At 71.7% G+C, this 22,841-nt stretch carries 21 protein-coding genes; 3 read left to right on the top strand and 18 right to left on the bottom strand.

Annotation, left to right across the window (positions count from 1 at the left end):
- Positions 1 to 129 precede the first annotated feature (129 nt).
- The 14 genes from ACH4KB_RS21510 to pgsA form a co-directional block, all read right to left on the bottom strand.
- Positions 130 to 681 carry an adenine phosphoribosyltransferase gene (locus tag ACH4KB_RS21510; protein ID WP_398067483.1) on the bottom strand — a complete coding sequence of 184 codons (552 nt, stop codon included), beginning with the start codon at positions 679 to 681 and terminating at the stop codon, positions 130 to 132.
- 3 nt (positions 682 to 684) lie between these two features.
- The gene (gene secF, locus ACH4KB_RS21505; RefSeq protein ID WP_398067482.1) at positions 685 to 1,773 is read right to left on the bottom strand and encodes a protein translocase subunit SecF; all 1,089 of its coding nucleotides are present in this window, start codon (positions 1,771 to 1,773) and stop codon (positions 685 to 687) included.
- A 1-nt stretch (position 1,774) separates the two neighbouring features.
- Positions 1,775 to 3,547, bottom strand: a complete 1,773-nt coding sequence (gene secD, locus ACH4KB_RS21500) for a protein translocase subunit SecD (protein ID WP_398067481.1) — start codon at positions 3,545 to 3,547, stop codon at positions 1,775 to 1,777.
- Between the two features lie 334 nt (positions 3,548 to 3,881).
- Positions 3,882 to 4,367 (bottom strand): preprotein translocase subunit YajC, encoded by a 486-nt coding sequence (gene yajC / locus ACH4KB_RS21495; RefSeq protein ID WP_398067480.1) that lies wholly within the window; start codon positions 4,365 to 4,367, stop codon positions 3,882 to 3,884.
- 166 nt (positions 4,368 to 4,533) lie between these two features.
- A complete protein-coding gene (gene ruvB / locus ACH4KB_RS21490) occupies positions 4,534 to 5,622 on the bottom strand; it encodes a Holliday junction branch migration DNA helicase RuvB (protein WP_398067479.1) in 1,089 nt (362 codons plus the stop codon).
- 29 nt (positions 5,623 to 5,651) lie between these two features.
- Positions 5,652 to 6,278 (bottom strand): Holliday junction branch migration protein RuvA, encoded by a 627-nt coding sequence (gene ruvA / locus ACH4KB_RS21485; RefSeq protein WP_398067478.1) that lies wholly within the window; start codon positions 6,276 to 6,278, stop codon positions 5,652 to 5,654.
- Positions 6,275 to 6,916: a crossover junction endodeoxyribonuclease RuvC gene (gene ruvC / locus ACH4KB_RS21480; RefSeq protein ID WP_398067477.1), complete on the bottom strand. Its 642-nt coding sequence runs from the start codon at positions 6,914 to 6,916 to the stop codon at positions 6,275 to 6,277. Before ruvC ends, ruvA begins: the two co-directional genes overlap by 4 nt.
- 164 nt (positions 6,917 to 7,080) lie before the next feature.
- Positions 7,081 to 7,833, bottom strand: coding sequence for a YebC/PmpR family DNA-binding transcriptional regulator (locus ACH4KB_RS21475; RefSeq protein ID WP_032794021.1), 753 nt, complete (start codon positions 7,831 to 7,833; stop codon positions 7,081 to 7,083).
- A 61-nt stretch (positions 7,834 to 7,894) separates the two neighbouring features.
- Positions 7,895 to 8,488: a pyridoxal 5'-phosphate synthase glutaminase subunit PdxT gene (gene pdxT / locus ACH4KB_RS21470; protein WP_398067476.1), complete on the bottom strand. Its 594-nt coding sequence runs from the start codon at positions 8,486 to 8,488 to the stop codon at positions 7,895 to 7,897.
- 6 nt (positions 8,489 to 8,494) lie between these two features.
- Entirely contained in the window at positions 8,495 to 9,415 is a 921-nt protein-coding gene (gene pdxS, locus ACH4KB_RS21465; RefSeq protein ID WP_018960500.1) for a pyridoxal 5'-phosphate synthase lyase subunit PdxS, read from the bottom strand.
- 132 nt (positions 9,416 to 9,547) lie between these two features.
- Complete coding sequence (locus tag ACH4KB_RS21460; protein ID WP_398067475.1) at positions 9,548 to 10,096, bottom strand: hypothetical protein; 549 nt, start codon at positions 10,094 to 10,096, stop codon at positions 9,548 to 9,550.
- 95 nt (positions 10,097 to 10,191) lie between these two features.
- The gene (locus ACH4KB_RS21455) at positions 10,192 to 11,352 is read right to left on the bottom strand and encodes a glycosyltransferase family 4 protein (RefSeq protein ID WP_398067474.1); all 1,161 of its coding nucleotides are present in this window, start codon (positions 11,350 to 11,352) and stop codon (positions 10,192 to 10,194) included.
- On the bottom strand, positions 11,349 to 12,272 hold the full coding sequence (locus tag ACH4KB_RS21450; protein ID WP_398067473.1) for a phosphatidylinositol mannoside acyltransferase: 924 nt from the start codon (positions 12,270 to 12,272) through the stop codon (positions 11,349 to 11,351). Before ACH4KB_RS21450 ends, ACH4KB_RS21455 begins: the two co-directional genes overlap by 4 nt.
- Positions 12,269 to 12,994 (bottom strand): phosphatidylinositol phosphate synthase, encoded by a 726-nt coding sequence (gene pgsA / locus ACH4KB_RS21445; RefSeq protein WP_398067472.1) that lies wholly within the window; start codon positions 12,992 to 12,994, stop codon positions 12,269 to 12,271. Before pgsA ends, ACH4KB_RS21450 begins: the two co-directional genes overlap by 4 nt.
- 454 nt (positions 12,995 to 13,448) lie before the next feature.
- Between pgsA and ACH4KB_RS21440 the strand changes: the two genes are divergently transcribed.
- Complete coding sequence (locus tag ACH4KB_RS21440; RefSeq protein WP_398067471.1) at positions 13,449 to 15,674, top strand: elongation factor G-like protein EF-G2; 2,226 nt, start codon at positions 13,449 to 13,451, stop codon at positions 15,672 to 15,674.
- A gap of 152 nt (positions 15,675 to 15,826) precedes the next feature.
- The gene (locus ACH4KB_RS21435; protein ID WP_398067470.1) at positions 15,827 to 17,497 is read left to right on the top strand and encodes a hypothetical protein; all 1,671 of its coding nucleotides are present in this window, start codon (positions 15,827 to 15,829) and stop codon (positions 17,495 to 17,497) included.
- Between the two features lie 56 nt (positions 17,498 to 17,553).
- Here the strand turns inward: ACH4KB_RS21435 and ACH4KB_RS21430 are convergent, their stop codons facing one another.
- Complete coding sequence (locus tag ACH4KB_RS21430; RefSeq protein ID WP_228927038.1) at positions 17,554 to 18,129, bottom strand: HIT domain-containing protein; 576 nt, start codon at positions 18,127 to 18,129, stop codon at positions 17,554 to 17,556.
- A gap of 66 nt (positions 18,130 to 18,195) precedes the next feature.
- On the opposite strand from ACH4KB_RS21430, the gene ACH4KB_RS21425 reads away from it, so the two are divergent.
- The gene (locus ACH4KB_RS21425) at positions 18,196 to 18,873 is read left to right on the top strand and encodes a potassium channel family protein (RefSeq protein WP_398067469.1); all 678 of its coding nucleotides are present in this window, start codon (positions 18,196 to 18,198) and stop codon (positions 18,871 to 18,873) included.
- 33 nt (positions 18,874 to 18,906) lie between these two features.
- Here ACH4KB_RS21425 and thrS read toward each other — a convergent pair whose 3' ends face one another.
- From thrS to ACH4KB_RS21410, 3 genes are all read right to left on the bottom strand, one after another.
- Positions 18,907 to 20,883 (bottom strand): threonine--tRNA ligase, encoded by a 1,977-nt coding sequence (gene thrS, locus ACH4KB_RS21420; protein ID WP_032794016.1) that lies wholly within the window; start codon positions 20,881 to 20,883, stop codon positions 18,907 to 18,909.
- A gap of 99 nt (positions 20,884 to 20,982) precedes the next feature.
- Positions 20,983 to 22,239 carry a hypothetical protein gene (locus ACH4KB_RS21415; protein ID WP_398067468.1) on the bottom strand — a complete coding sequence of 419 codons (1,257 nt, stop codon included), beginning with the start codon at positions 22,237 to 22,239 and terminating at the stop codon, positions 20,983 to 20,985.
- Positions 22,239 to 22,835, bottom strand: coding sequence for a DUF4365 domain-containing protein (locus tag ACH4KB_RS21410; RefSeq protein ID WP_398067467.1), 597 nt, complete (start codon positions 22,833 to 22,835; stop codon positions 22,239 to 22,241). The genes ACH4KB_RS21415 and ACH4KB_RS21410 overlap by 1 nt, the downstream gene beginning before the upstream one ends.
- Between the last annotated feature and the right edge of the window lie 6 nt (positions 22,836 to 22,841).

The raw sequence follows: 22,841 nt of genomic DNA, 5'->3' as shown, positions 1-22,841 counted from the left end.
TGGTATCGATCCCCCGGCGGGACCTCGCCCGGGGACGGTGGGAGCCTGCACAACGAGGGATGGGCACCCGGTGTTCCCGGGTGCCCATCCCTCGTGCTCGGTGTCCGTCGCGGGACGGTGACCGGCGGTTCAGACCGTGATCAGAGCCTCCAGCGGTGCGCCCGCGAGGCCCGGTTCCAGGCGGGCCCGGCCCGCGAGGAAGCCGAGCTCCATGAGGACCGCGACGCCCGCGACCTGGGCGCCTGCCCGCCGGATGAGCTCCAGCGAGGCCTCGGCGGTGCCGCCGGTGGCGAGGACGTCGTCGATGATCATGACTCGGTCCTCCGTGTCGAGGTCCTCGGCGTGGATCTCGATCTCCGCGCTGCCGTACTCCAGCTCGTAGGACTGGCTCAGCGTGGCGCCGGGGAGCTTTCCGGCCTTGCGGACCGGGATGAAGCCGAGGCCCGCCCGGACCGCGACGGGCGCGGCCAGGATGAAGCCGCGCGCCTCCAGACCGACGATCTTCGTGGCGCCGTGTCGTACGCACAGCTCCGCGAGGGCGTCGGTGAGCGCCGTGAAGGCGACCGGGTCCGCGAGCAGCGGGGTGATGTCCTTGAACATCACGCCCGGCTTCGGATAGTCCGCGACATCGCGGATCCGGCTGAGCAGCAGCTCCTTGACGGATTCGGTGGTGCTCGTCATCGCTCAGCGCTTCCCGGGGGTACGGCCGTGCGACCGGGGGCGTCCGATCGTCGTGCCCGCCGTCTCGGCGTCGTCGCGCAGGTCCTCGGGGCCGTCGTCGTCGGGGGACTCGCCCTTGGCGGCCGCGGCGGCCCGCTTGGCGAGGATCCGCTTCTTCAGCGCCTTCATCTGCGGCTCGCGTTCCTTGAGGTCGGCGACGAGCGGTGTGGCGATGAAGATCGAGGAGTAGGCACCGGCGGCGAGACCGACGAACAGCGACAGCGAGATGTCGTTCAGCATGCCCGCGCCGAAGACACCGCCGCCGATGAAGAGCAGGCCGGCCACGGGCAGCAGCGCGACCACGGTGGTGTTGATGGAGCGGACCAGGGTGCTGTTGATCGACCGGTTGGCGATCTCGCTGTACGTGAAGCGGGTCTGCTTGGTGATGTCCTTCTGGCCCTCCTTGAGGCTGTCGAAGACCACCACCGTGTCGTACAGGGAGTAACCGAGAATGGTCAGCAGACCGATCACCGTGCCCGGGGTGACCTCGAAGCCGACCAGGGCGTAGACGCCGACCGTGATGGTGATGTCGTGGATCAGCGCGATGAGGGCGGCGACGGCCATCCGCCACTCGAAGGCGATGGCCAGATAGATCACCACCAGGATCATGAAGACCCCGAGGCCGGTCCACGCCTTGTTGGCGATCTGCTCGCCCCAGCTGGGGCCGACCAGGTCCGCGTTGATGTCGTTGGCGGGGATGCCGAGCTCGTCGGAGAGCGTCTCCTTGATCTCGTTGGCCTTGGCGGTGTCGACCTCGGTGATCTGGATGCGCAGACCGCCGTTGCCCAGCTCCTGGACGATCGCCATGTGGCCGGATGCCTCGGTCGCCACGTCCGTGGCCTGGGCGGTCGAGATCTGGGCCTTGGTGTCGGTCGTGAAGACCGCGCCGCCCTTGAACTCGATGCCCATGCGCAGACCGCCGACCGCCACGCCGATGATGGCCGTGATGGTGATCAGGATCGAGATGCCGTACCAGATCTTGCGGTTGCGGATGAAGTCGTAGCCGACCTCGCCACGGTAGAGCCGGGCGCCGAGATTGCCGAGTCGCGACATCTCACGCCTCCTTCGGTTCGGTGGGGGCGTTGACACGGCGCGAGCGGCGCAGCGGCGGCTGGGCGCCGAGCCGCTTCGGGTCCAGCCCGGACCACGGGCCGCCCTTGGAGAAGAACTTCGTCCGGCCCATGAGCGTCATGAGGGGCTTCGTGAAGAAGAAGACCACGACGACGTCGAGGAGCGTGGTGAGGCCCAGCGTGAAGGCGAAGCCCTGCACCTTGCCGACGGTGACGATGAAGAGCACCGCGGCGGCCAGGAACGACACGAAGTCGGAGACCAGGATGGTGCGCCGGGCGCGCGGCCAGGCGCGCTCGATGGCGGGACGGAGCGTGCGCCCCTCGCGGATCTCGTCTCTGACGCGTTCGAAGTAGACGATGAACGAGTCCGCTGTGATGCCGATGGCGACGATGGCCCCGCAGACCGCCGGCAGGTTCAGCGCGAAGCCGATGGCCGGGCCCAGCAGAGACATGATCGTGTACGTCAGTGCGCCGGAGACCAGGAGGCTGAGGAGTGCGATGAACGCGAGCCCCCGGTAGTAGACGACCAGGTAGACGACGACCAGTGCCAGACCGATGGCGCCGGCGATCAGACCGCCCTTGAGCTGCTCGCTGCCGAGCGCGGCGGTCACCGTGGTGACGCTGACCTCCTCGAAGGTCAGCGGCAGTGCGCCGTAGGAAAGGATGTTGCCGAGGTCCTCGGCCGACTGCTGGTCGAAGCTGCCGGAGATCTGTGCGTTCTTGCTGAGCGCCGTGCGCACCGAGGGAGCGGAGACGACCTCGCCGTCGAGGACGATCGCGAACTGGTTCATCGGCGGCTGCTGCTGCGAGAGCCGGCTGGTGATCGTCTGGAACTTCTTGGCGCCGGAGGAGGTGAACTCCATCGACACGATCCACTCACCGGTCTGCTGCTCGATGGCGCCCTTGGCGTCGTCGACGTCGCTGCCGGAGACCTCGGCCGGGCCGAGGACGTACTTCTCGTAGCTGCCCGGGACGTTCGAGCCGCAGGCGACGATCGAGTCGGTGGGCTTGGCGTTCTGACCGGCCTCCGAGCGCTGCTTGGGGTCGGAGCAGTCGAGCTTGGCGAACTCCTCCTGGAGCTTGGCCGTGGCCGGGTCCGCGGGAGGCGAGGCCTCGGGGGAGTCGGACGGCTTCGGCTTGTCGGAGGCGCCGGGGGTCGGGTCGTCCTTCGTCAGGGCACCGGTGACCGCGCGGCCCTGGGTGGTGGCGCTCGCCGAGGGGGTGGCCTCCGAACCGGTGGCCTCCTCGCCCTTGGGCTTGTCCGCGTCCTTGGCGGACTCGCCGGGCTTCGGGGTGGCGCTGCCCGAGGGGGTCGCGGAACCGGAGGGCTTGGGCTCCTCGGGGCCGCTGGCCTGCACCGTCAGAACAGGCCGGAAGTAGAGCTGGGCGGTGGTGCCGACCTGCTCCTGGGCCTGCTTGGAGTTCGTCCCCTTGGGGATGTTGACGATGATGTTCTTCGAGCCCTGGGTCTGGACCTCGGCCTCGGAGACGCCCAGACCGTTGACACGCCGCTCGATGATGCCGACCGCGGTGTTCATGTTGGTCGGGTTGATCGCGTTCGGCTTGCCGGGCTGGTTCTGCGCCTCCAGCGTGATCGACGTCCCGCCGGCCAGGTCGATGCCCAGCCGGGGCGTGGTGTGCCCCGAGAGGAACATCCCGCCTGCGAGCGCGACCATGGCGATGAGGATCAGAGCCAGAGCACGCCCCGGCCTGCCCTGACCGCCGGACGGCCCTCGGCCCTTCTTGGGTGCTGCCACCTTCTCGTTTCTCCCTGTCCAACCGCCCCGCGCCGGGTACGCGCCCGAGCGGCCACGAAGTGTAGTGGGGACCCTGCCCCCGCAGACGACCGCACGGTCCCGGGGACGGGGGGGGGGGGGGGGGGGGGCGGGGCCCCCGGGGGGGGGGCGGCCGGGGGGGGGGGGGGGGGGCGGGGGGGGGGGGGGGGGGGGGGGGGGGGGGGGGGCGGCCCGCGGGGGGGGGGGGGCGCCCCCCGGGGGGGGGGGGCGGCCCCCCCCCCCCCCCCCCCCCCCCCCCCCGGGCGGGGGGGGGGGGGGGGGGCCCCCCCCCCCCCCGTCCCCGGGATCGTGAGAACTACTTGGAGTCGGCGTCGCCGTCGGTCTTGCTCTCGTCCTTGGCGTCCTTGACGTCCTTGATCGCCGCGTCCTCGGGCTCGGCCTCGTCGGCCGCGTCGTCCTTGGCCAGGTCGATCTTGGCGACCTCGGCGGAGTCGGACTCGCCGGTCAGCGAGGAGGCGTCGTCGGGAACGACGGTGCCGTCCGCGTCCAGCTCCGGGTCGTCACCGTGCACGATGCGGTTGTACTCCGCGTCGTCCAGGACGGCGCCGATGGAGTTCTTCGCGTAGATGGCGTGCACGCCGGGAGCGACCTCGAGGAGAACGGTGTCGTCGTGGACCTCCTTGACGGTGGCGTACATGCCCCCGATCGTCCGGACGCCGGTGCCGGGCTGCATGTCGTTGCGCATCTGCGCGGCCGCCGCCTGCTTCTTCTTGGCGGAGCGGGTCATCAGGAACATGGCCCCGATGAGCACGATGAAGGGGAGGAGAGTCAAGATATCCACGGGACGGGAATTCCTTCGCACGACCGCGCTGGAATGCGGCCTGTATATACGGGGGTGGGTACACCGACCGGTAAGGGCGGCATCGGCGGAGTCTAAGCGAGTCCGCATCGATGGAACAACGCCCAGCATGGCACCGGGGTTCCTGTGCACGCGAACCTGTGACCCATCACGCCCCGAACAGACCCTGTTGTCCCTTTGCTCCGTGCTGCGGCGGGACCAGTCCCAGATGCGCCCACGCCGCCGGGGTGGCGACGCGGCCGCGCGGGGTCCTGGCCAGCAGTCCTTCCCGTACGAGGAAGGGCTCGGCGACCTCCTCGACGGTCTCCCGCTCCTCCCCCACCGCGACCGCCAGCGTGGACAGCCCCACCGGGCCGCCGCCGAAGAGCTTCAGCAGGGCGCCGAGGACGGCGCGGTCCAGCCGATCGAGTCCGCGGTCGTCAACCTCGTACACCTTGAGGGCGGCCATCGCGATCTCCCGGTCGATCGTGCCCTCCGCCTTGACCTGGGCGTAGTCGCGGACGCGGCGCAGCAGGCGGTTGGCGATACGGGGGGTGCCGCGGGACCGTCCGGCGATCTCGGCGGCGCCCTCCACGTCGATGCCGACGTCGAGGAGGCGGGCGGAGCGGTGGATGACGCGCTCCAGCTCGGTGGGGGCGTAGAACTCCATGTGCCCGGTGAAGCCGAAGCGGTCGCGCAGCGGGGGCGGGAGCAGCCCGGCCCGGGTGGTGGCCCCGACCAGGGTGAAGGGGGGCAGTTCGAGCGGGATGGCGGTGGCGCCGGGGCCCTTGCCGACGATGACGTCGACGCGGAAGTCCTCCATCGCCATGTAGAGCATCTCCTCGGCGGGCCGGGACATGCGGTGGATCTCGTCGAGGAAGAGGACCTCGCCCTCCTGGAGGGAGGAGAGGATCGCCGCGAGGTCGCCGGCGTGCTGGATGGCGGGGCCCGAGGTGATCCTGATCGGGGCGTTCATCTCCGCCGCGATGATCATCGAAAGAGTGGTCTTGCCGAGGCCGGGGGCGCCGGAGAGCAGTACGTGGTCGGCGGTGGCGCCACGGGCACGGGCGGCCTTGAGGACCAGGTCGAGCTGTTCGCGGACCTTCTCCTGGCCGACGAACTCCTCCAGGTCCTTGGGACGCAGCGCCGCCTCGACCGCGGTGTCCTCGCCGTCGAGATGGCCGGCGTCGACCAGCCGGTCGTCGAAGACCGGGCCGGTCGCCTCGTCGGTCTCGGGTCCGGTCTCGTCCCAGTTCATCAAGGGCCTCTTCGGTGGTTCGGTGCCGGTCAGCGTGCGCGGTTGAGAGTCTGCAGGGCGGCCCGCAGCAACTGCGGCACGGGGGGTGCCGTGCCCTCGGCGACGGCGGCCTCCGCCTGCGGGGCGACGGCGTTGACGGCCTCGTCGGCCTCGCGGCTCGCGTAACCGAGGCCGATGAGGGCGGCCTGGAGCTGGTCGCGCCAGCCCGAGGTGACGGGGGTGCCGATGCCCTGCTGGCCGATGTGCGCGCCGACCGGTTCGCCGAGCCGGTCCTTGAGCTCCAGGAGCAGCTTCTGCGCGCCCTTCTTTCCGATGCCGGAGACGGCGGTCAGCGCCTTCTCGTCGCCGGTGGAGACCGCGAGGCGCAGGGCGTCGGGGCTGTGGGTGGCGAGCATGGCCTGGGCGAGGCGGGGGCCGACGCCGCTGGCGGTCTGGAGGAGCTCGAACACCTGCCGCTCGTCGTCGTCCGCGAAGCCGTACAGCGTGAGCGAGTCCTCGCGGACGACCAGCGAGGTGGCGAGCTTGGCCTCCTTGCCGACGCGCAGGTCGGCGAGGGTGTGCGGGGTGCACTGGACCGCCATGCCGATGCCGCCGACCTCGATGACGGCGGTGGTCGGGGTGAGGGCGGCCACCGGGCCGGAGACGGAAGCGATCATGCGATGCGGCCTTTCAGCGTGCGGGACGTGCCGGGAGCCCCGGGCGGGCCGGGCGGGCGGGAGACCCCGGGCGCACGGGAGGCGCCGAGGGCGCCGGCCGCCCCGGGGGTGCGGGAAGCGCCGGGCGCCCGGTGGGCGGCGACGGCCTGCTGGAGCCGGTTCTGCGCGGGGGCGCGCCAGATGTGGCAGATGGCCAGGGCCAGGGCGTCGGCGGCGTCGGCGGGCCTGGGCGGTGCGTCCAGCCTCAGCAGGCGGGTCACCATGGCGCCGACCTGGTCCTTGCCGGCGCGGCCGGATCCGGTGACCGCCGCCTTGACCTCGCTGGGGGTGTGCAGGGCGACGGGGATACCGCGGCGGGCGGCGCAGAGCATGGCGACCGCGCTGGCCTGGGCGGTGCCCATCACGGTGCGTACGTTGTGCTGGGCGAAGACGCGCTCGACCGCGACGAAGCCCGGGGAGTGTTCGTCGAGCCACTGTTCGATGCCGCGCTCGATGGCGACCAGCCGGTCGCCGAGCTCGGCGTCGGACGAGGTGCGCACGACGCCGACGCCGATCATGGTCAGGGGTCTTCCCGCGACCCCTTCGACCACGCCGACGCCGCACCGGGTCAGCCCCGGGTCAATGCCCAGAACACGCATGGAGCCCCCCTGTCCTCAGCCCGTCGCCGGCGCGCGCCGCGCCCGCTCGATCATCTGTTCCCGCAGGCTATCGGCTCGCACTGACAATCCGTCGCAACCACAGGACGACGGGCCGACGGGGAGTGCCCCGTCGGCCCGTCGTGTGGGACCTGCCGGCCGTGCCGTCAGGCGTCGACCTTCTCCATGACCTCGTCGGACACATCGAAGTTGGCGAAGACGTTCTGCACGTCGTCGCTGTCCTCCAGCGCGTCGATGAGCTTGAAGATCTTGCGGGCGCCCTCTTCCTCCAGCTCGACCTGCATGGTCGGGAGGAAGTTGGCCTCGGCGGAGTCGTAGTCGATGCCCGCCTCCTGGAGCGCGGTGCGCACCGCGACCATGTCGGTGGCCTCGCTGACCACCTCGAAGGTCTCGCCGAGGTCGTTGACCTCCTCGGCGCCCGCGTCGAGGACCGCGCCGAGGACGTCGTCCTCGGTCAGCTCGCCCTTGGGCACGATCACGACGCCCTTGCGGTTGAACAGGTACGAGACGGAGCCCGGGTCGGCCATGGAGCCGCCGTTCCGGGTCATCGCGACACGTACGTCGGACGCGGCACGGTTGCGGTTGTCGGTGAGGCACTCGATGAGCACCGCGACACCGTTGGGGCCGTAGCCTTCGTACATGATCGTCTCGTAGTCGGCGCCGCCCGCTTCGAGACCGCCACCGCGCTTGACCGCGGAGTCGATGTTCTTGTTCGGGACGGAGCTCTTCTTCGCCTTCTGGATGGCGTCGACGAGCGTGGGGTTGCCGTCGGGGTCCACGCCGCCGGAGCGCGCCGCGACCTCGATGTTCTTGATCAGCTTCGCGAAGAGCTTGCCGCGCTTGGCGTCAATCACGGCCTTCTTGTGCTTCGTCGTAGCCCATTTAGAGTGGCCGGACATCTGCCTTCTCCTTCGCGTCACCAAAATCGAGTCGAACCCGAGAGATCCTACCGGGGTCCGCTCAGTTCACCGCGCGCACCATCTCCACGAACAGAGCGTGTACGCGATGGTCGCCGGTCAGTTCGGGATGGAACGAGGTGGCGAGGGCGTTTTCCTGCCGGACGGCCACGATATGTCCGCCGTGTTCGGCGATGACCTCGGTCCCGGCCCCGACGGACTCGACCCACGGCGCGCGGATGAACACGCCGTCCACCGGGCCGCCTTCGACGCCGCCGACCTCGACCGCGGCCTCGAACGACTCGTTCTGCCGGCCGAAGGCGTTGCGCCGCACGATCATGTCGATGCCGCCGACGGTCTCCTGGCCCGAGCGGGGGTCGAGGATCTTCTCGGCCAGCAGGATCATTCCGGCGCAGGTGCCGTAGACCGGCATCCCGGCCCGGACCCGCTCGCGGAGCGGCTCCATCATGCCGAAGAGCACGGCCAGTTTGGACATGGTGGTGGACTCGCCGCCCGGTATGACCAGGCCGTCGACCTCGGCGAGCTCCTCGGGGCGCCGGACCGGCCTGGCCAGGGCGTCCGCCGAGGCCAGGGCGATCAGGTGCTCCCGTACGTCGCCCTGGAGAGCCAGCACGCCGATCAGGGGGGTGTCGCTCATCAGTGGTTACCAGCCGCGGTTGGCGTAGCGCTCGGACTCGGGCAGGGTGTCGCAGTTGATGCCGACCATGGCCTCGCCCAGGTTGCGGGAGGCGTCCGCGATGACCTTCGGGTCGTCGTAGAAGGTGGTGGCCTTCACGATGGCGGCGGCGCGCTTGGCCGGGTCGCCGGACTTGAAGATGCCGGAGCCGACGAAGACGCCCTCGGCGCCGAGCTGGCGCATCAGCGCGGCGTCGGCCGGGGTGGCGACTCCACCGGCGGAGAACAGCACGACGGGCAGCTTGCCGAGCTCCGCGACCTCCTTGACCAGCTCGTAGGGGGCGCGGAGGTCCTTGGCCGCGGCGTACAGCTCGTTGTTGTCGAAGCCGCGCAGCCGGGCGATCTCGTTCTTGATCTGGCGCAGGTGGCGGACGGCCTCGACGACGTTGCCGGTGCCGGCCTCGCCCTTCGAGCGGATCATGGCCGCGCCCTCGGCGATGCGGCGCAGGGCCTCGCCCAGGTTGGTGGCGCCGCAGACGAAGGGGGTGGTGAAGGCGAACTTGTCGCTGTGGTTGACCTCGTCGGCCGGGGTGAGGACCTCGGACTCGTCGATGTAGTCGACGCCGAGGGACTGGAGCACCTGGGCCTCGACGAAGTGGCCGATGCGGGACTTGGCCATGACCGGGATGGAGACGGCCCCGATGATCTCCTCGATCATGTTGGGGTCGGACATCCGGGCCACTCCGCCGTCCTTGCGGATGTCGGCCGGGACCCGCTCCAGGGCCATGACGGCGACGGCGCCCGCGTCCTCGGCGATCTTCGCCTGTTCGGCGTCGACGACGTCCATGATCACGCCGCCCTTGAGCTGCTCGGCCATGCCGCGCTTGACGCGGGCGGTGCCGGTGGCGGGGTACTCGGCGGACTGCGGGGTGCTGGGAAGCGTGGACACGGGACCTCACTCGGTGTAAGACGCTGGAGACTGCAACGCCGAGCAAACGCCCCGGGACCAGTCCACAGCAAGGGCCAATGGACAGGCCGTGGATCGTTCTGGCCCCGAATCGATCTCCGCCTCGGACGGCTGTCAGGTGCCGGGCCGGTCCGCGAGGGCCACCGGTGGGGCGTCGTCCATCTCGAAGGCGAGCGGGAACGGCGCGTGCCCGGCCAGCCTGAAGAGCCGGACGGTACGGTGCCGGCGCAGCGCGCGGGCGGCCCGTACGGAGTCGTTGTGGAAGCGCCGGGCCATGGGGACGCGGCGTACGGCGGCGGCCAGTTCGGTGGCCGCCTCCTCGCCGCCGGGGATCTCCTTCACCGCGTCGACCTGCGCCGGTTCGCCGAACACGGCGCGCAGGGCGGTGCTCAGCTCGCTCTCGGCGACCTCGCGGTGGTCCGCCTCCGCCTGCCGGGCGGCGTGCGCGGCCTCGTACAGGACGATCGAGGCGGCCGGGTCCAGGACGCCGGAGGTGGCCAGCTCCTGGGTGACCGAGGCGCGGCGCAGCAGTTGGGCGTCGAGGGCGGCGCGGGCGGCGTCGATCCGGGAGTGCAGCCGGTCGAGCCGGCCGGCGGTCCAGCTGAGGTACACGCCGACCGCGATGAGGGCGACGACGATCCAGACGATGAGGGTTACGGTCACGGGCCCACACGCTACCGTCGCCGGGGGCCCCCGCTTCAACAGGAGCCCCCGGGGCTCAGAGGCTGTCGGGTGACCCGAGGTCACCCGACAGCCTCTCAGTCCCGGGCCAGCCCGAACCGGGCCCGCAGACCGGAGCGTTCGTCCGCCGCGACCGAGGCGGCCCCGTCGGTCACCGTCTCGTACACCGCGAGGATGTCGGCCCCCACGGTCGCCCAGTCGAAGCGCCGCACGTGGGCCTCGCCGCGCTCGCGCAGTCCGGCCCGGCGCTCCGGGTCGCCCAGCAGCCGGATCGCCGCGGCGGCCAGCGCGTCGGCGTCCTCATTGGCGAACAGGTCGCCCGCCGCACCCTGGTCCAGCACCTGCGCGAAGGCGTCCAGGTCGCTCGCCAGCACCGGCGCACCGGCCGACAGCGCCTCGACCAGGATGATGCCGAAGCTCTCGCCGCCGGTGTTGGGGGCCACGTACACATCGACGCTGCGCAGCAGCCGGGCCTTGTCCTCGTCGCTGACCATGCCGAGGAACTCGACGCGCTCGCGCAGTTCCTTCGGCAGGGTCTGAACCGCCTCCTCCTCGTCGCCGCGCCCGGCGACGAGCAGCCGGGCTTCGGGGTGGGCGGCGAGGATCGCGGGCAGCGCCTTCATCAGGACGGGCAGGCCCTTGCGGGGTTCGTCGATGCGGCCGATGAAGCCGAGGGTCCCGCCCTGCCATTCGGCCTTCGGCTCGGCCTCGGCGAAGAAGCCGACGTCGACGCCGTTGGGGATGACGACGGCGTCCCCGCCGAGGTGCTCGACCAGGGTGCGCCGGGCGTACTCGCTGACGGCGATCCGGGCGCTGATCTTCTCCAGCGCGGGCTGGAGGATCGGGTACGCGGCGATCATCGCCCGGGAGCGCGGGTTGGACGTGTGGAAGGTGGCCACGATCGGCCCCTGCGCCGCCCAGCAGGCCAGCAGGCCCAGCGACGGGGAGGTCGGCTCGTGGATGTGGATGACGTCGAACGTGCCGTCGTGGAGCCAGCGCCTCACCCGGGCCGCCGACAGGAAGCCGAAGTTCAGCCGGGCGACGGAGCCGTTGTACGGGACGGGGACGGCCCGGCCCGCCGAGACGACGTAGGGCGGCAGTGGCGTCTCGTCGTCGGCGGGGGCCAGGACGGAGACCTCGTGGCCGAGCCGGATCAGGTGCTCGGCGAGGTCCCGGATGTGGAACTGCACGCCGCCCGGTACGTCCCAGGAGTACGGACAGACGATGCCGATCTTCACGTGGGTTCCCCCCGGGGGTCCAGGTCGTCCAGCCAGAGCCGCTGGAGCATGTGCCAGTCCTCCGGGTGTTCGGCGATGCCGCCCGCGAAGGCGTCGGCCATCGCCTGGGTCATGGCGACGGTCTTCTCGGCGCGGGTACCTTCTGCCGGCACCTCGACCGCCGGGTGGATGCGCCCCTTCATCACGGGTGTGCCGTCGTACCAGAGTGTTACGGGCATCAGCAGCGCGCCGGTCTGCTGGGCGAGCAGCGCCGGGCCCGCGGGCATCCGGGCGCCGGCGCCGAAGAACGACACCTCGACGCCGGACGCGGACAGGTCCCGGTCCGCGACGAGGCAGACCAGGCCGCCCGCGCGCAGCCGCCGGGCCAGGGTTCCGAACGCGGCCCCGCCGCTGTGCGGGAGGACCTCCATGCCCAGGCCCTCGCGGTAGGCGACGAACCGGTCGTAGAGCGTCGCGGGCTCCAGGCGTTCGGCGACGGTGGTGAAGGGGACCTTGAGGTCGGTGGTGACCCAGGCTCCCGCGAGGTCCCAGTTGGCCAGGTGCGGCAGGGCGACGATCACGCCCTTCCCGGCGTCCAGGCCCTCGGACAGGTGGTGGACGTCGGCGATGTCGATGCGGTCCTTGATGCGCTCGGGGCTCCAGGCCGGCAGTCGGAACGACTCCATCCAGTAGCGCATGTAGGAGCGCATCCCGGCCCGCGACAGCTCGGCCAGCCGTGCCGGACCCGCGTCGGGGACGACCCGGGCCAGGTTCGACTCCAGACGCAGCACGCTCTTGCCGCGTCGCTTCCACACCTGGTCGGCGACGGTACGGAAGAGCCGGGCGGCGGCGGGCTCGGGCAGCTTCTTGACGGCGCCCCAGCCCAGTCCGTAGAGCCCGTCGGTGAGCCGCCCCTTCAGGTCGGAAGCGCCGGCGCTCATCGGTCGCCCTCGCTCCCCTGACCGACCTGACCGGCCTGACCGGCGGAACCGGCCTGACCGGCGGCGGTCGGTTCCCCGGCATCCGGTCCCGCGGCGTCCGCTTCGGCGGATTCGCGGCGTACGGTCACGACGCGCTGGATCAACGTCACGAGGCTGCCCGCGGCGACGATCCACAGCGCGATCGGCAGCAGGATGTCGATACCGGGGACGCCGAAGGTGTGCAGTCCGGCGAGTCCGGCGGCGACCAGCGAGATCACCAGGCGCTCGGCGCGCTCCACGAGGCCGTTGACCGCGACCGGCAGGCCGATCGACTCGCCGCGCGCCTTGGTGTACGAGACCACCTGGCCGCTGGCCAGGCAGAAGATCGCGACGGCGCACAGGATGTTGTCGTCACCGCTGCCCGCGTACCAGAGGGCGAATCCGGCGAAGATCGCCCCGTCGGCGACCCGGTCCAGCGTCGAGTCGAGGAACGCGCCCCACCGGCTGGAGATCCCGGCCTGCCGCGCCATGTTGCCGTCGACGAGGTCGGAGAAGACGAAGATCGTGATGACGATCGTGCCCCAGAAGAACTCCCCCATGGGGAAAAAGACCAGCGCACCTGCCATCACTCCGGCCGTGCCGACGAGAGTGACCGCGTCGGGGCTGACCCCGAGGCGGAGCAGCAGAGCGGCGAACGGTGTGAGGACACGCGTGAAAAATGCACGCGCGTACTTGTTCAGCATGGCCTTCCCGAGGGTTCGGTTCGCCGGGCGGCCCCTTCGGCCACCGGCTGGCCCATCGTAGTCAACGCCGGTGCCTTCCACCGGACGGGCACCCGCCGCCGGGTGTCACACCGGCCCCGCCACGGGCCGGGCGCGTACGCGACGCTGTGGCCCGTGCCGGTGCCCGCCTCCCGGCGCGTGCCGGTGCGCGCCGTACGAACCACGCCGCGCGCACCGTACGAACCCTGTCGCGCGCGCCGTACGAACCACGCCGTGCGCGACGTACGGGCAGGGCCCCGTCCGTGCGAACCGCGCCGGGCGCGACGTATGGACGGGGCCCCGTCACGGTGTCAAGCTCGAAGGACCGCGGGCGTCGCCGAAGCCGCCGCGGCGGCCTCCCCGTGCCCGTGACCACCGCTGCTCCGCGCGCGGTCGCCCTCCCCCGCACCGCGCCATCGACCGGGAGGCACGCACCATGGGCGACAAGGCACACGCACACCCCGGGGCCGCCGGAGGAGTACCGACGGCCGGCCACCCCTCCGCCGTACGGAACGTAGTGCTGGTCGGCCCCAGCGGATCGGGCAAGACCACGCTGGTCGAGGCGCTGGCCCTGACGGCGGGAGCCGTGAACCGGGCCGGGCGCGTCGAGGACGGGGCGACCGTCTCCGACCACGACGAGATCGAGCGGCGCCGACGGCGCTCCGTACAGCTCTCGCTGGTCCCGGTGGCCTGGGACGGCTGCAAGATCAACCTGCTGGACACCCCCGGATACGCGGACTTCGTCGGGGAGCTGCGGGCCGGTCTGCGCGCGGCGGACGCGGCCCTCTTCGTCGTCTCCGCGGCCCAGGACGCGGCGACCGTGGCCGCGACCACCCGGGCCGCCTGGGAGGAGTGCGCGCTCGTCGGCATGCCACGCGCGATCGTCGTGACGCACCTGGACACCGCCCGCACCTCCTACCGGGAGATGAACCGGATCTGCGCCGAGGTCTTCGGGGGCGAGGACCCCGACGCCGTACTGCCGCTGTACCTGCCCGTGCTGGGGCCCGAGGGCGCCGACGGGCACGCCCCGCTGACCGGGCTCACCGGGCTGCTGAGCCGGCGGATCCTCGACTACTCCTCGGGGGAACGCGCCGAGCGGCCCCCGGCGCCCGGCCAGGAGGAACCCCTGCGGGCGGCCCGGGACCGGCTGATCGAGGGGATCATCGCCGAGAGCGAGGACGAGTCCCTGATGGACCGCTATCTCGCGGGCGAGGACCTCGACGTCGCAACGCTCATCGCCGACCTCGAACGGGCGGTCGCCCGGGGCTCCTTCCACCCCGTCCTCACGGCGGCGCCCGCGGCCGAGGGCGCCCGGCAGGGCATCGGCACGGTGGAACTGCTGGACCTGATCACCCGCGGCTTCCCGACCCCGCTGGAGCGCACCCCGCCCGCCGTCACCACCCCGTCGGGCGAGCCGCGGCCCGCGCCGGTCTGCGATCCCGGGGGCCCGCTGGTCGCCGAGGTCGTCAAGACGGCCTCCGACCCGTACGTGGGCCGGGTCTCACTGGTCCGCGTCTTCTCCGGCACCCTGCGCCCCGACGACTCCGTACACCTCTGCGGCCACGGCCTGGATGCCACGGGACACGCGCCCCGCCCCTGCCACGAGGCGGAGATCCGCGTCGGGGCGCTCACCTCGCCGTTCGGCCGCCGGCAGCATGCCCTGGACCGGTGTGTCGCGGGCGATCTGGCGTGCGTGGCCCGGCTCGGCGAGGCGGAGACCGGCGACACGCTCTCCCCGGCCGACGACCCCGTCCTGATCGAACCCTGGTCGACGCCCGACCCGCTGCTCCCGCTGGCCGTACGGGCGCACGGCAAGGCGGACGAGGAGAAGCTGTCGCAGGGCCTGGCCCGGCTGGTCGCCGAGGATCCCACGCTGCGCATCGAACAGAACCCGGAGACCGGTCAGGTCGTCCTGTGGTGCCTGGGCGAGGCCCACCAGGAGGTGGCCCTGGAGCGGCTGCGCGGCCGCTACGGCGTCCAGGTCGACGCGGAACCTCACCGGGTGCCGCTGCGCGAGACGTTCGCCGGGCGGGCCGCCGGGCGCGGACGGCACGTCAAACAGTCGGGCGGGCACGGCCAGTTCGCGATCTGCGAGATCGAGGTGGAACCGCTGCCGCCGGGCTCGGGCATCGAGTTCGTCGACAAGGTCGTCGGCGGTTCGGTGCCGCGTCAGTTCGTTCCCTCGGTGGAGAAGGGCGTGCGGGCCCAGGCCGCCCGGGGGCTGGCCGCCGGGCACCCCCTGGTCGACGTGCGCGTCACGCTGCTGGACGGCAAGGCGCACTCGGTGGACTCCTCGGACGCCGCCTTCCAGACCGCCGGGGCGCTCGCGCTGCGCGAGGCCGCGTCCGACACCCGTATCCAGCTCCTGGAACCGGTGTGCGAGGTGAGCGTCCTGGTCCCCGACGACTACGTGGGCCCGGTGATGAGCGACCTCTCGGGGCGGCGAGGGCGTGTCGTGGGCACCGAGCAGAGTCCGGGCGGGCGCACCGTCGTACGGGCCGAGGTGCCGGAGACCGAGGTCGGCCGGTACGCGGTGGACCTGCGCTCCCTGTCGCACGGCACCGGACGCTTCGACCGCGCGTACGCCCGGCACGAGGCGATGCCGCCGCAGGTGGCCGACCGGGTCCGTGCGGAGCGGGCGGACGGGCCACCCGGCGCGTGACCGGCGCACTGTCGCACACACCCTCCGGTGAGCGCCGGTGACCGGTGGTGGTGTGATCCGGACGATACGCTGTGGTCGCAGCTCAGAAGGTATGCCGCGTACGGTAGTTGGGCACACCGCAGGAGCAGACGTGCGGCGAGTGGGGGCGACAGGTGGCCAACGACGGATTCGACTTCTCACCCGGGGCCCAGATCCCGATCCAGGGCTCGGGCGGCCAGACCGTGGCGACCAATGCCCTGGCCTCGGCGGCGTATCGGGACAGTCCGGTGGAGACGATCCTCGACGCCAACAGCGAGTGGCACAAATCGGTGGTGAAGCCGGGCTCATCGAAACTCTTCAAGTCCGACTACTTCAAGCCGAATCTCGGCGAGGCGTTCGCCCGTGCCGTCCAGGAGCGGATGCTCGGCGGCGCCCGCAAGGCGCTCATCCAGTCCTTCGGCACGGACCCGCAGACCGTGGTGGAGCACTGCCTGTCGGCGAACAACCTGCGCAAGGCCCGTGACACCCGGCTCACCCTGGTGACCGTGGTGTTCGGTGTCCTGTTCCTGCCCGGCATGCTGGCCTGGGTGATCGCCTTCCGGGTCCGGGACGCGCTCAACAAGTCCAAGGACACGGCGTTCCGCGCGGTCGGCACGGTCCTCCTGGCCGCCTTCGGGATCGGCGCTCTGGTCCTGATGGTCAAGCTCCCCCTGGACGGGCTGCTCGCGCTCTACGTCCGGGGCGCGCTCATCGCCCCGGTGATCGGCTGGCTGATCGCCAAGCGGATCGCGGAGACCTCGGCCAAGGACATGCGGGCCCGCTGGGAGGGCCTGCTCTCCGGCGCGGGGGTGATCGCGAAGATCCCCGAGGCGGTGCCGACGAACCCCAACGAGACCGCACGCGAGGCCCTGCGCCAGGGCCTGGAGAAGCTGTCGGCCGAGCAGCAGTCGAACGCCGTCTTCTACGCGGGCCCCAAGGGCGTCCTCGGGATGGGCACCCGCTGGGGCAGCTGGCAGCTGGCCGAGGAGCTGCTTCCCAAGGACCCGACGAAGGAGATCCACCAGTTCCGCAGCTGGGACCTGATCCGGATCATCCACGACCAGCTGAAGATGCTGGAGCGCGGACCGCTGAACACCGGCGGCTTCCCGAAGCCGTCCGTGAAGCACTGGATCGTCTCGCCCATCGGGGAGAACGCCGACTCCGTCACGCGCCCCGAGGGGGAGGACGTCGCCACCTTCCAGGTGAAGCCCCACGAGATACAGCGGATCTGCAACCACCAGCAGTTCGGCAGCGGTGACCGGCATTACCTGGGCGTCCAGTTCACCCTCTGGGACGGCCAGCTGGTGATCACCATGATGATCACCGTCACCGTGCTCCACGAGACCCTGCGCATCGAGGTCACGGGCCACGCGCTGGGGCCGGTGCACGGCCTGTTCCTCTCCAAGCCGGCGGCGAAGACGAAGACCGTCAACAAGACCGTCCGCTTCTGGGAGACCCGGGACATCCAGCTGGCACTGGTGGACGCCAAGGAGGTCGTCCGGCTCGCCCTGCGGGCCCCGCTCACCTGGTATCCGCCGCTGCTGGACTACCTGGGCGGGAAGATAGTGCTGCCCGAGCCGTTCGGGCTGCGGCACGCGTGGGCGGCCAAGCCGTGGAACCACCGCTTCATGGCGGACGACGCGATGCGCGCCGCCACCCCGGTGCTGCGGGCCGTGCACACGGCGGCGATGCGCGTCCTCGCGGAGAACGGCGTCGACACGGAGCGCTTCGACAACCGCTCGATGATACTGAGCGGCCTCGTCCAGGACCCGGCCCCGCGCAAGGCCGACGTCTACGACGCGTAGGAACGTGACGTGAGAGGGGGAGGCCCGGCCGGGCCTCCCCCTCTCACGTACCGCGCTCAGCGGGCGGGCAGCTCGCCCTTCGGCCAGGCGTCGGCCAGCATCGCCCGGGTGTCGCCGAGCAGCTGGGGCAGCACCCTGGTGTGGCCGATGACCGGCATGAAGTTGGCGTCCCCGCCCCAGCGCGGCACCAGATGCTGGTGCAGATGCGCGGCGATCCCGGCACCGGCCACGGAGCCCTGGTTCATGCCGATGTTGAAGCCGTGCGCCCCGGAGGCCGCCCGCAGCGCGACCATCGCCCGCTTGGTGAAGTCCGCCAGCTCAGCCGTCTCCGGGCCGTCCAGCTCGGTGTAGTCGGCCACATGACGGTAGGGGACGACCATGAGGTGACCACCGTTGTACGGATACAGGTTCAGCACCGCGTAGACGTGCTCGCCGCGCGCCACGAGGAGCCCGTCCTCGTCGGATTTGGCGGGGATCGAACAGAACGGACAGCCGTCCTCCGCGCCCGGGCCGCTCGGCTTGTTCTCACCCTGGATGTACGCCATCCGGTGGGGAGTCCACAGGCGCTGGAATGCGTCGGGCGTCCCCACGCCGATCTGCTGCTCCGGCTCACTCGTCATGCCGATCAGCATATTGCGTCACCCCGGCGGAGCGTGTCGCCGGGGCCGCACCGCCCGGCCGCCCGCGATGCTGAGGCGATGAGCGACGGACCCGCCCCCGAGCCACCCGCCCGGCTGACCCGCTGGGAGCGGCGCACTGAGGTTCCGCTCTTCGCCGCGGGGCTGCTCTTCCTGACGGGGTACGCGGTCCGGGTGCTGACCCCGCACGACGACGAGCCCTGGAACGACCTCGCCCTGATCCTCGTCTGGTCGACCTGGCTGCTGTTCCTCGTGGACTACGGGGCGCGGCTGCGGCTCAGCGGACTGGGCGCGCGCTTCCCGCGCGTGCACTGGCTCGACACCCTGGTCCTGCTCCTGCCCCTGCTGCGCCCGCTGCGCATGGTCAAGGTGTACACGGCGGTGCAGCGACGCCGCGACCGCCCGCGGCTCGGCCTGTACGCGCGCGTGATCGCGTACGCGAGCCTGACCGCCGCCCTGCTCGGCTTCGCCGCCTCGCTCGCGGTCTACCACCTGGAACACACGGCCCCCGGCGCCTCGATCCGCACGTTCGGCGACGCGGTGTGGTGGGCGTGCGCGACGCTCACGACGGTCGGTTACGGGGACGCCGCACCGGTCACGTTCTGGGGCCGGACGGTCGCGGCGGGGCTGATGGCCGGCGGCCTGGCGCTGCTGGGAGCGGTCACGGGGTCGTTCTCGTCGTGGCTGATCCAGGTGTTCACCCGGGAGGACGAGAGACGGCCCCCGGAGCGCGGGTAGCGCTCCGGGGGCCGTGGCTCACTGCCTGCCGGATCAGACCTGTACGCGGTCCTCGACGGCCTTCGCGATCTTGGCGAGGGCCTCGTCGACCGGGATGCCGTTCTCCTGCGAACCGTCGCGGTAGCGGAAGGAGACGGCGCCGTTGGCCATGTCCTCATCACCAGCGATGATCATGAAGGGCACCTTGGCCTTCTGCTGGTTGCGGATCTTCTTCTGCATCCGGTCCGAGGACGCGTCCACGTCCACCCGCAGCCCCTGCTTGCGCGCCTTGGCGGCGAACTCCTGGAGGTAGGGGATGTGGGCGTCACCGATCGGGATGCCGACGGCCTGGACCGGCGCGAGCCAGACCGGGAACGCGCCCGCGTAGTGCTCCAGGAGCACGGCGAAGAAGCGCTCGATGGAGCCGAACAGGGCACGGTGGATCATGACCGGGCGCTGCTTGGAGCCGTCCGGCCCGGTGTACTCCAGGTCGAAGCGCTCCGGCAGGTTGAAGTCGAGCTGCACGGTCGACATCTGCCAGGTGCGGCCGATGGCGTCCTTGCACTGCACGGAGATCTTCGGGCCGTAGAACGCGGCGCCGCCCGGGTCCGGGACCAGGGGCAGACCCTGCTTCTCGGCGACCTGACGCAGCGTCTCGGTGGCCTCTTCCCAGGTCTCGTCGGAGCCGACGTACTTCTCCGGGTCCTTGGTGGAGAGCTCCAGGTAGAAGTCGGTGAGCCCGTAGTCGCGGAGCAGGTTCAGCACGAAGGTGAGCGTGCGGTCGAGCTCCTCGGCCATCTGCTCCTTGGTGCAGTAGATGTGCGCGTCGTCCTGCGTGAAGCCGCGCGAGCGGGTCAGGCCGTGCACGACGCCCGACTTCTCGTACCGGTACACCGTGCCGAACTCGAAGAGGCGCAGCGGCAGTTCGCGGTACGAGCGGCCCCGCGCGTCGAAGATCAGGTTGTGCATGGGGCAGTTCATCGGCTTGAGGTAGTAGTCCACCCCGTCGTCGAGCTGCATGGGCGGGTACATGCCGTCGGCGTACCAGTCCAGGTGGCCGGACTTCTCGAAGAGCTTGCCCTTGGTGGCGTGCGGGCTGTAGACGAACTCGTAGCCCTCCTCCTCGTGGCGGCGGCGCGAGTAGTCCTCCATGGCCCGGCGGATGACGCCGCCCTTGGGGTGGAAGACCGCGAGGCCGGGGCCGATCTCGTCGGGGAAGGAGAAGAGGTCCAGCTCGTTGCCGAGCTTGCGGTGGTCGCGCTTGGCGGCCTCCTCCAGGAACTCCAGGTGCGCCTTCAGCTCGTCCTTGGTCGGCCAGGCGGTGCCGTAGATGCGCTGGAGCATCGGGTTCTTCTCGCTGCCGCGCCAGTACGCGGCGGCGTTGCGCATCAGCTTGAACGCCGGGATGAACCGGGTGGTGGGCAGGTGCGGACCCCGGCAGAGGTCCTTCCAGCACAGGTCGCCGGTCTTGGGGTCGAGGTTGTCGTAGATGGTCAGCTCGCCGCCGCCCACCTCGACGTCCGCGCCGTCGTCCGAGGAGGCGGAGCCCTTGATGCCGATGAGCTCCAGCTTGTACGGCTCGTCGGCCAGCTCCTCGCGGGCGGCCTCGTCGGAGACGACCCGGCGGGAGAACTTCTGGCCCCGCTTCTGGATCTCCTGCATCTTCTTCTCGATGGCCTTGAGGTCCTCGGGCGTGAACGGCTTCTCGACGTCGAAGTCGTAGTAGAAGCCGTCCTTGACCGGCGGGCCGATGCCGAGCTTCGCGTCGGGGAAGAGCTCCTGCACGGCCTGGGCCATGACGTGCGCGGTGGAGTGGCGCAGGATGTTCAGGCCGTCCTCGGAGGAGATCTCCACCGGCTCGACGGACTCGCCGTCCTGGAGCTCGTAGGAGAGGTCCTTCAGCTCGCCGCCGATGCGCGCGGCGACGACGGTGCGCTGACCGGGGAAGAGCTCGCCGGCCGTCGTGCCCGTCGTCACCACGTGCTCTTCCCGCTCGGAATCGCGTTGGATGATCACACGGACGTCTGACACCGGTCTCTCCTGACTGAGGGGGTTGCCTGTCTTCTTATTGACCAGACAATGCGAATCGTACCGAGCCCCACGCCCCCGATGCGAACGCCTTCCCCCTGGCTACAAGGGCTCCTCCCCCGCGCACGCCTCCTCGAAGAAGTCCACGTTCTCCTGGAGGGCCTTCATCAGCCGGTCCCGCTCGGCCTCGTCGACCTGGACGGGCGCGACCTGCGAGGCCCCGGTGAGCCGCCGGAAGCCGCCCCGGTTCTCCAGCCGCCCCTCCACCCGGAGCGGCAGTCCGACCAGGTGGGCGTGGCCCGCGATGCGGTACGCCTCCTCGTCCAGCTCCACCCGGACGTGCGCGACCTCGGCCCCGGCCAGTACCCGTAGCCGTACGATGCCGGCGCCGCGCGGCCCCGAGCGGCGCAGCCGGACCACCGCGCCGGTCAGCCGCACCTGCACGGCGGGTTCGTCGCGGAGGTAGCGGGCTCCGGCGGCGCGCAGGGCGGGGAGGTCGCCCGGGGAGAACTCGACGGGCGCGGGGCGGGCCGGGCAGCCGTCCGGGGTGCCCGCGGCGGGCGCCCACCGCAGGTCGATCCGGGCCCCCTCGGAGCCGCGCACCAGGGCGATCAGCGCCTCGGTCAGCTCCCGGCCGACGCCCGCCGCGACCGCGCTGTCGAAGGCCTCCATGCCGCCGGTGGCCCGCTGGTAGTCCACCGCCTCGCGGGTGGCGTGCAGGGCGTGGCAGAGCCGCACGGCGACGGCGCGGCCGGAGGCGACGGGGACGTACGCGGTGAGGCTCCGGCCGTCGGCTCCGGGCCCGATCAGGGCGTCGTCCAGGGCGGCGCGCGCTTTCCGGCGGTGCCGGGCCCCGTGGTAGCCGGCCCGGCCGCGGGCCGCCAGGGCGCCGGCCATGAGGACCTGCCGGGCGGCCGAGCGCAGCTCCTCCGCCTCGGTCCAGGCGGCGGCTCCCGCGGCTCCGGCCGCCGACTCGGGGACCTCGCGCCACCAGCGGATCTCGTCGCTGGGCAGGGTGAGGGAGAGAAGGATGTCGCGGGCGGAGGGGGCGGCGCTGCGGCCGAGGGCGTCGAGGGCCTCCTCGATCAGCTCGCCGCTGTCGGGGAAGGCCGCGCTCTCGGGCACCAGCAGGCTCGTCGTACCGGCGGCGGGACCGGGCGGGGTCCAGCGGCCGTAACGTCCCGGTGCTCCTCCGCGCCGCTGCCAGCCGTGCCGGCGCAGTAGGGCCACGAGGACGGCGGGGTCGGGGAGTTCCTCACCGGCCCCGGCGAGTGGCGGGGGCCCGGGGCGGGCCGTGGGATGCGAGCGGGCGGCGGGCAGTCCGGCTCCGCCCGTGGGCTCGTCCATCGACCGGTGCATCAGGGTCTCCCTCCGGCCCCGACCCGGGCCATGATGTCGCAGAGTGCGCGGTCGTCGAAGATCCGTGAGGTCGGGATGCGCACAGTGGTCCGGTACCGGCCCGTCACCGCGTGGCCGGCCAGGTTGGTCCAGTAGCAGCAGTGGCGCAGGTCGAGGCCCCCGGGCCCGGCGCGCAGCCAGTCGTCCTGGCTGCGGGGGACGATCATCACGACCAGGATCTTGTGCACCGACACCGGGCTGCGGGCGAGCTTGACGAGGTGGGCGTTGTCGAGCGTGAAGGAGAACGCCCCGCCCGCCGGGTGCGGCGGTATCTGGTAGGTGCATTTGAGCTGCACCTTGATGGTCACTTCGTCGTCGACGGTGTGGGCCGGGGCGCCGTGGCTGACGTGCCAGTCGATGCCGTTGTCGGGGAAGGGCTGGGACAGCGAGCATCCCGCCGCCGCCGCGACGGCGTGCAGATAGCCCACCTGAAGGGTCTCCATGCAGGCGGTGGTGGCGAGGGAGCCGCGCAGCGGCGCGTCGAGCTGCTGCGGCGGCCGGGGCCCGAAAGCCTCGGCGCGGGCGGTCCCCCCGGGGTCGGGCTGCGCGAGCGCCATGGCTCC

Origin of the sequence: Streptomyces sp. NPDC017520, from assembly GCF_044329855.1 — a bacterium.
Taxonomy (GTDB): domain Bacteria; phylum Actinomycetota; class Actinomycetes; order Streptomycetales; family Streptomycetaceae; genus Streptomyces.
The sequence above is the reverse complement of the archived record's forward strand: the minus strand, read 5'-3'. Positions and strand labels throughout refer to the sequence as shown.

Excerpts from the sequence above, each read along its gene's own strand:
- ruvB (WP_398067479.1), bottom strand. The coding sequence starts at position 5,622 with ATGAACTGGGACGAGACCGGACCCGAGACCGACGAGGCGACCGGCCCG.
- ACH4KB_RS21410 (WP_398067467.1), bottom strand. The coding sequence starts at position 22,835 with ATGGCGCTCGCGCAGCCCGACCCCGGGGGGACCGCCCGCGCCGAGGCT.
- pdxT (WP_398067476.1), bottom strand. The coding sequence starts at position 8,488 with ATGAGCGACACCCCCCTGATCGGCGTGCTGGCTCTCCAGGGCGACGTA.
- ACH4KB_RS21510 (WP_398067483.1), bottom strand. The coding sequence starts at position 681 with ATGACGAGCACCACCGAATCCGTCAAGGAGCTGCTGCTCAGCCGGATC.
- secF (WP_398067482.1), bottom strand. The coding sequence starts at position 1,773 with ATGTCGCGACTCGGCAATCTCGGCGCCCGGCTCTACCGTGGCGAGGTC.
- ACH4KB_RS21450 (WP_398067473.1), bottom strand. The coding sequence starts at position 12,272 with ATGAGCGCCGGCGCTTCCGACCTGAAGGGGCGGCTCACCGACGGGCTC.
- ACH4KB_RS21415 (WP_398067468.1), bottom strand. The coding sequence starts at position 22,239 with ATGCACCGGTCGATGGACGAGCCCACGGGCGGAGCCGGACTGCCCGCC.
- ACH4KB_RS21430 (WP_228927038.1), bottom strand. The coding sequence starts at position 18,129 with ATGCTGATCGGCATGACGAGTGAGCCGGAGCAGCAGATCGGCGTGGGG.
- pgsA (WP_398067472.1), bottom strand. The coding sequence starts at position 12,994 with ATGCTGAACAAGTACGCGCGTGCATTTTTCACGCGTGTCCTCACACCG.
- ruvC (WP_398067477.1), bottom strand. The coding sequence starts at position 6,916 with ATGCGTGTTCTGGGCATTGACCCGGGGCTGACCCGGTGCGGCGTCGGC.
- ACH4KB_RS21475 (WP_032794021.1), bottom strand. The coding sequence starts at position 7,833 with ATGTCCGGCCACTCTAAATGGGCTACGACGAAGCACAAGAAGGCCGTG.
- ruvA (WP_398067478.1), bottom strand. The coding sequence starts at position 6,278 with ATGATCGCTTCCGTCTCCGGCCCGGTGGCCGCCCTCACCCCGACCACC.
- ACH4KB_RS21440 (WP_398067471.1), top strand. The coding sequence starts at position 13,449 with ATGGGCGACAAGGCACACGCACACCCCGGGGCCGCCGGAGGAGTACCG.
- ACH4KB_RS21425 (WP_398067469.1), top strand. The coding sequence starts at position 18,196 with ATGAGCGACGGACCCGCCCCCGAGCCACCCGCCCGGCTGACCCGCTGG.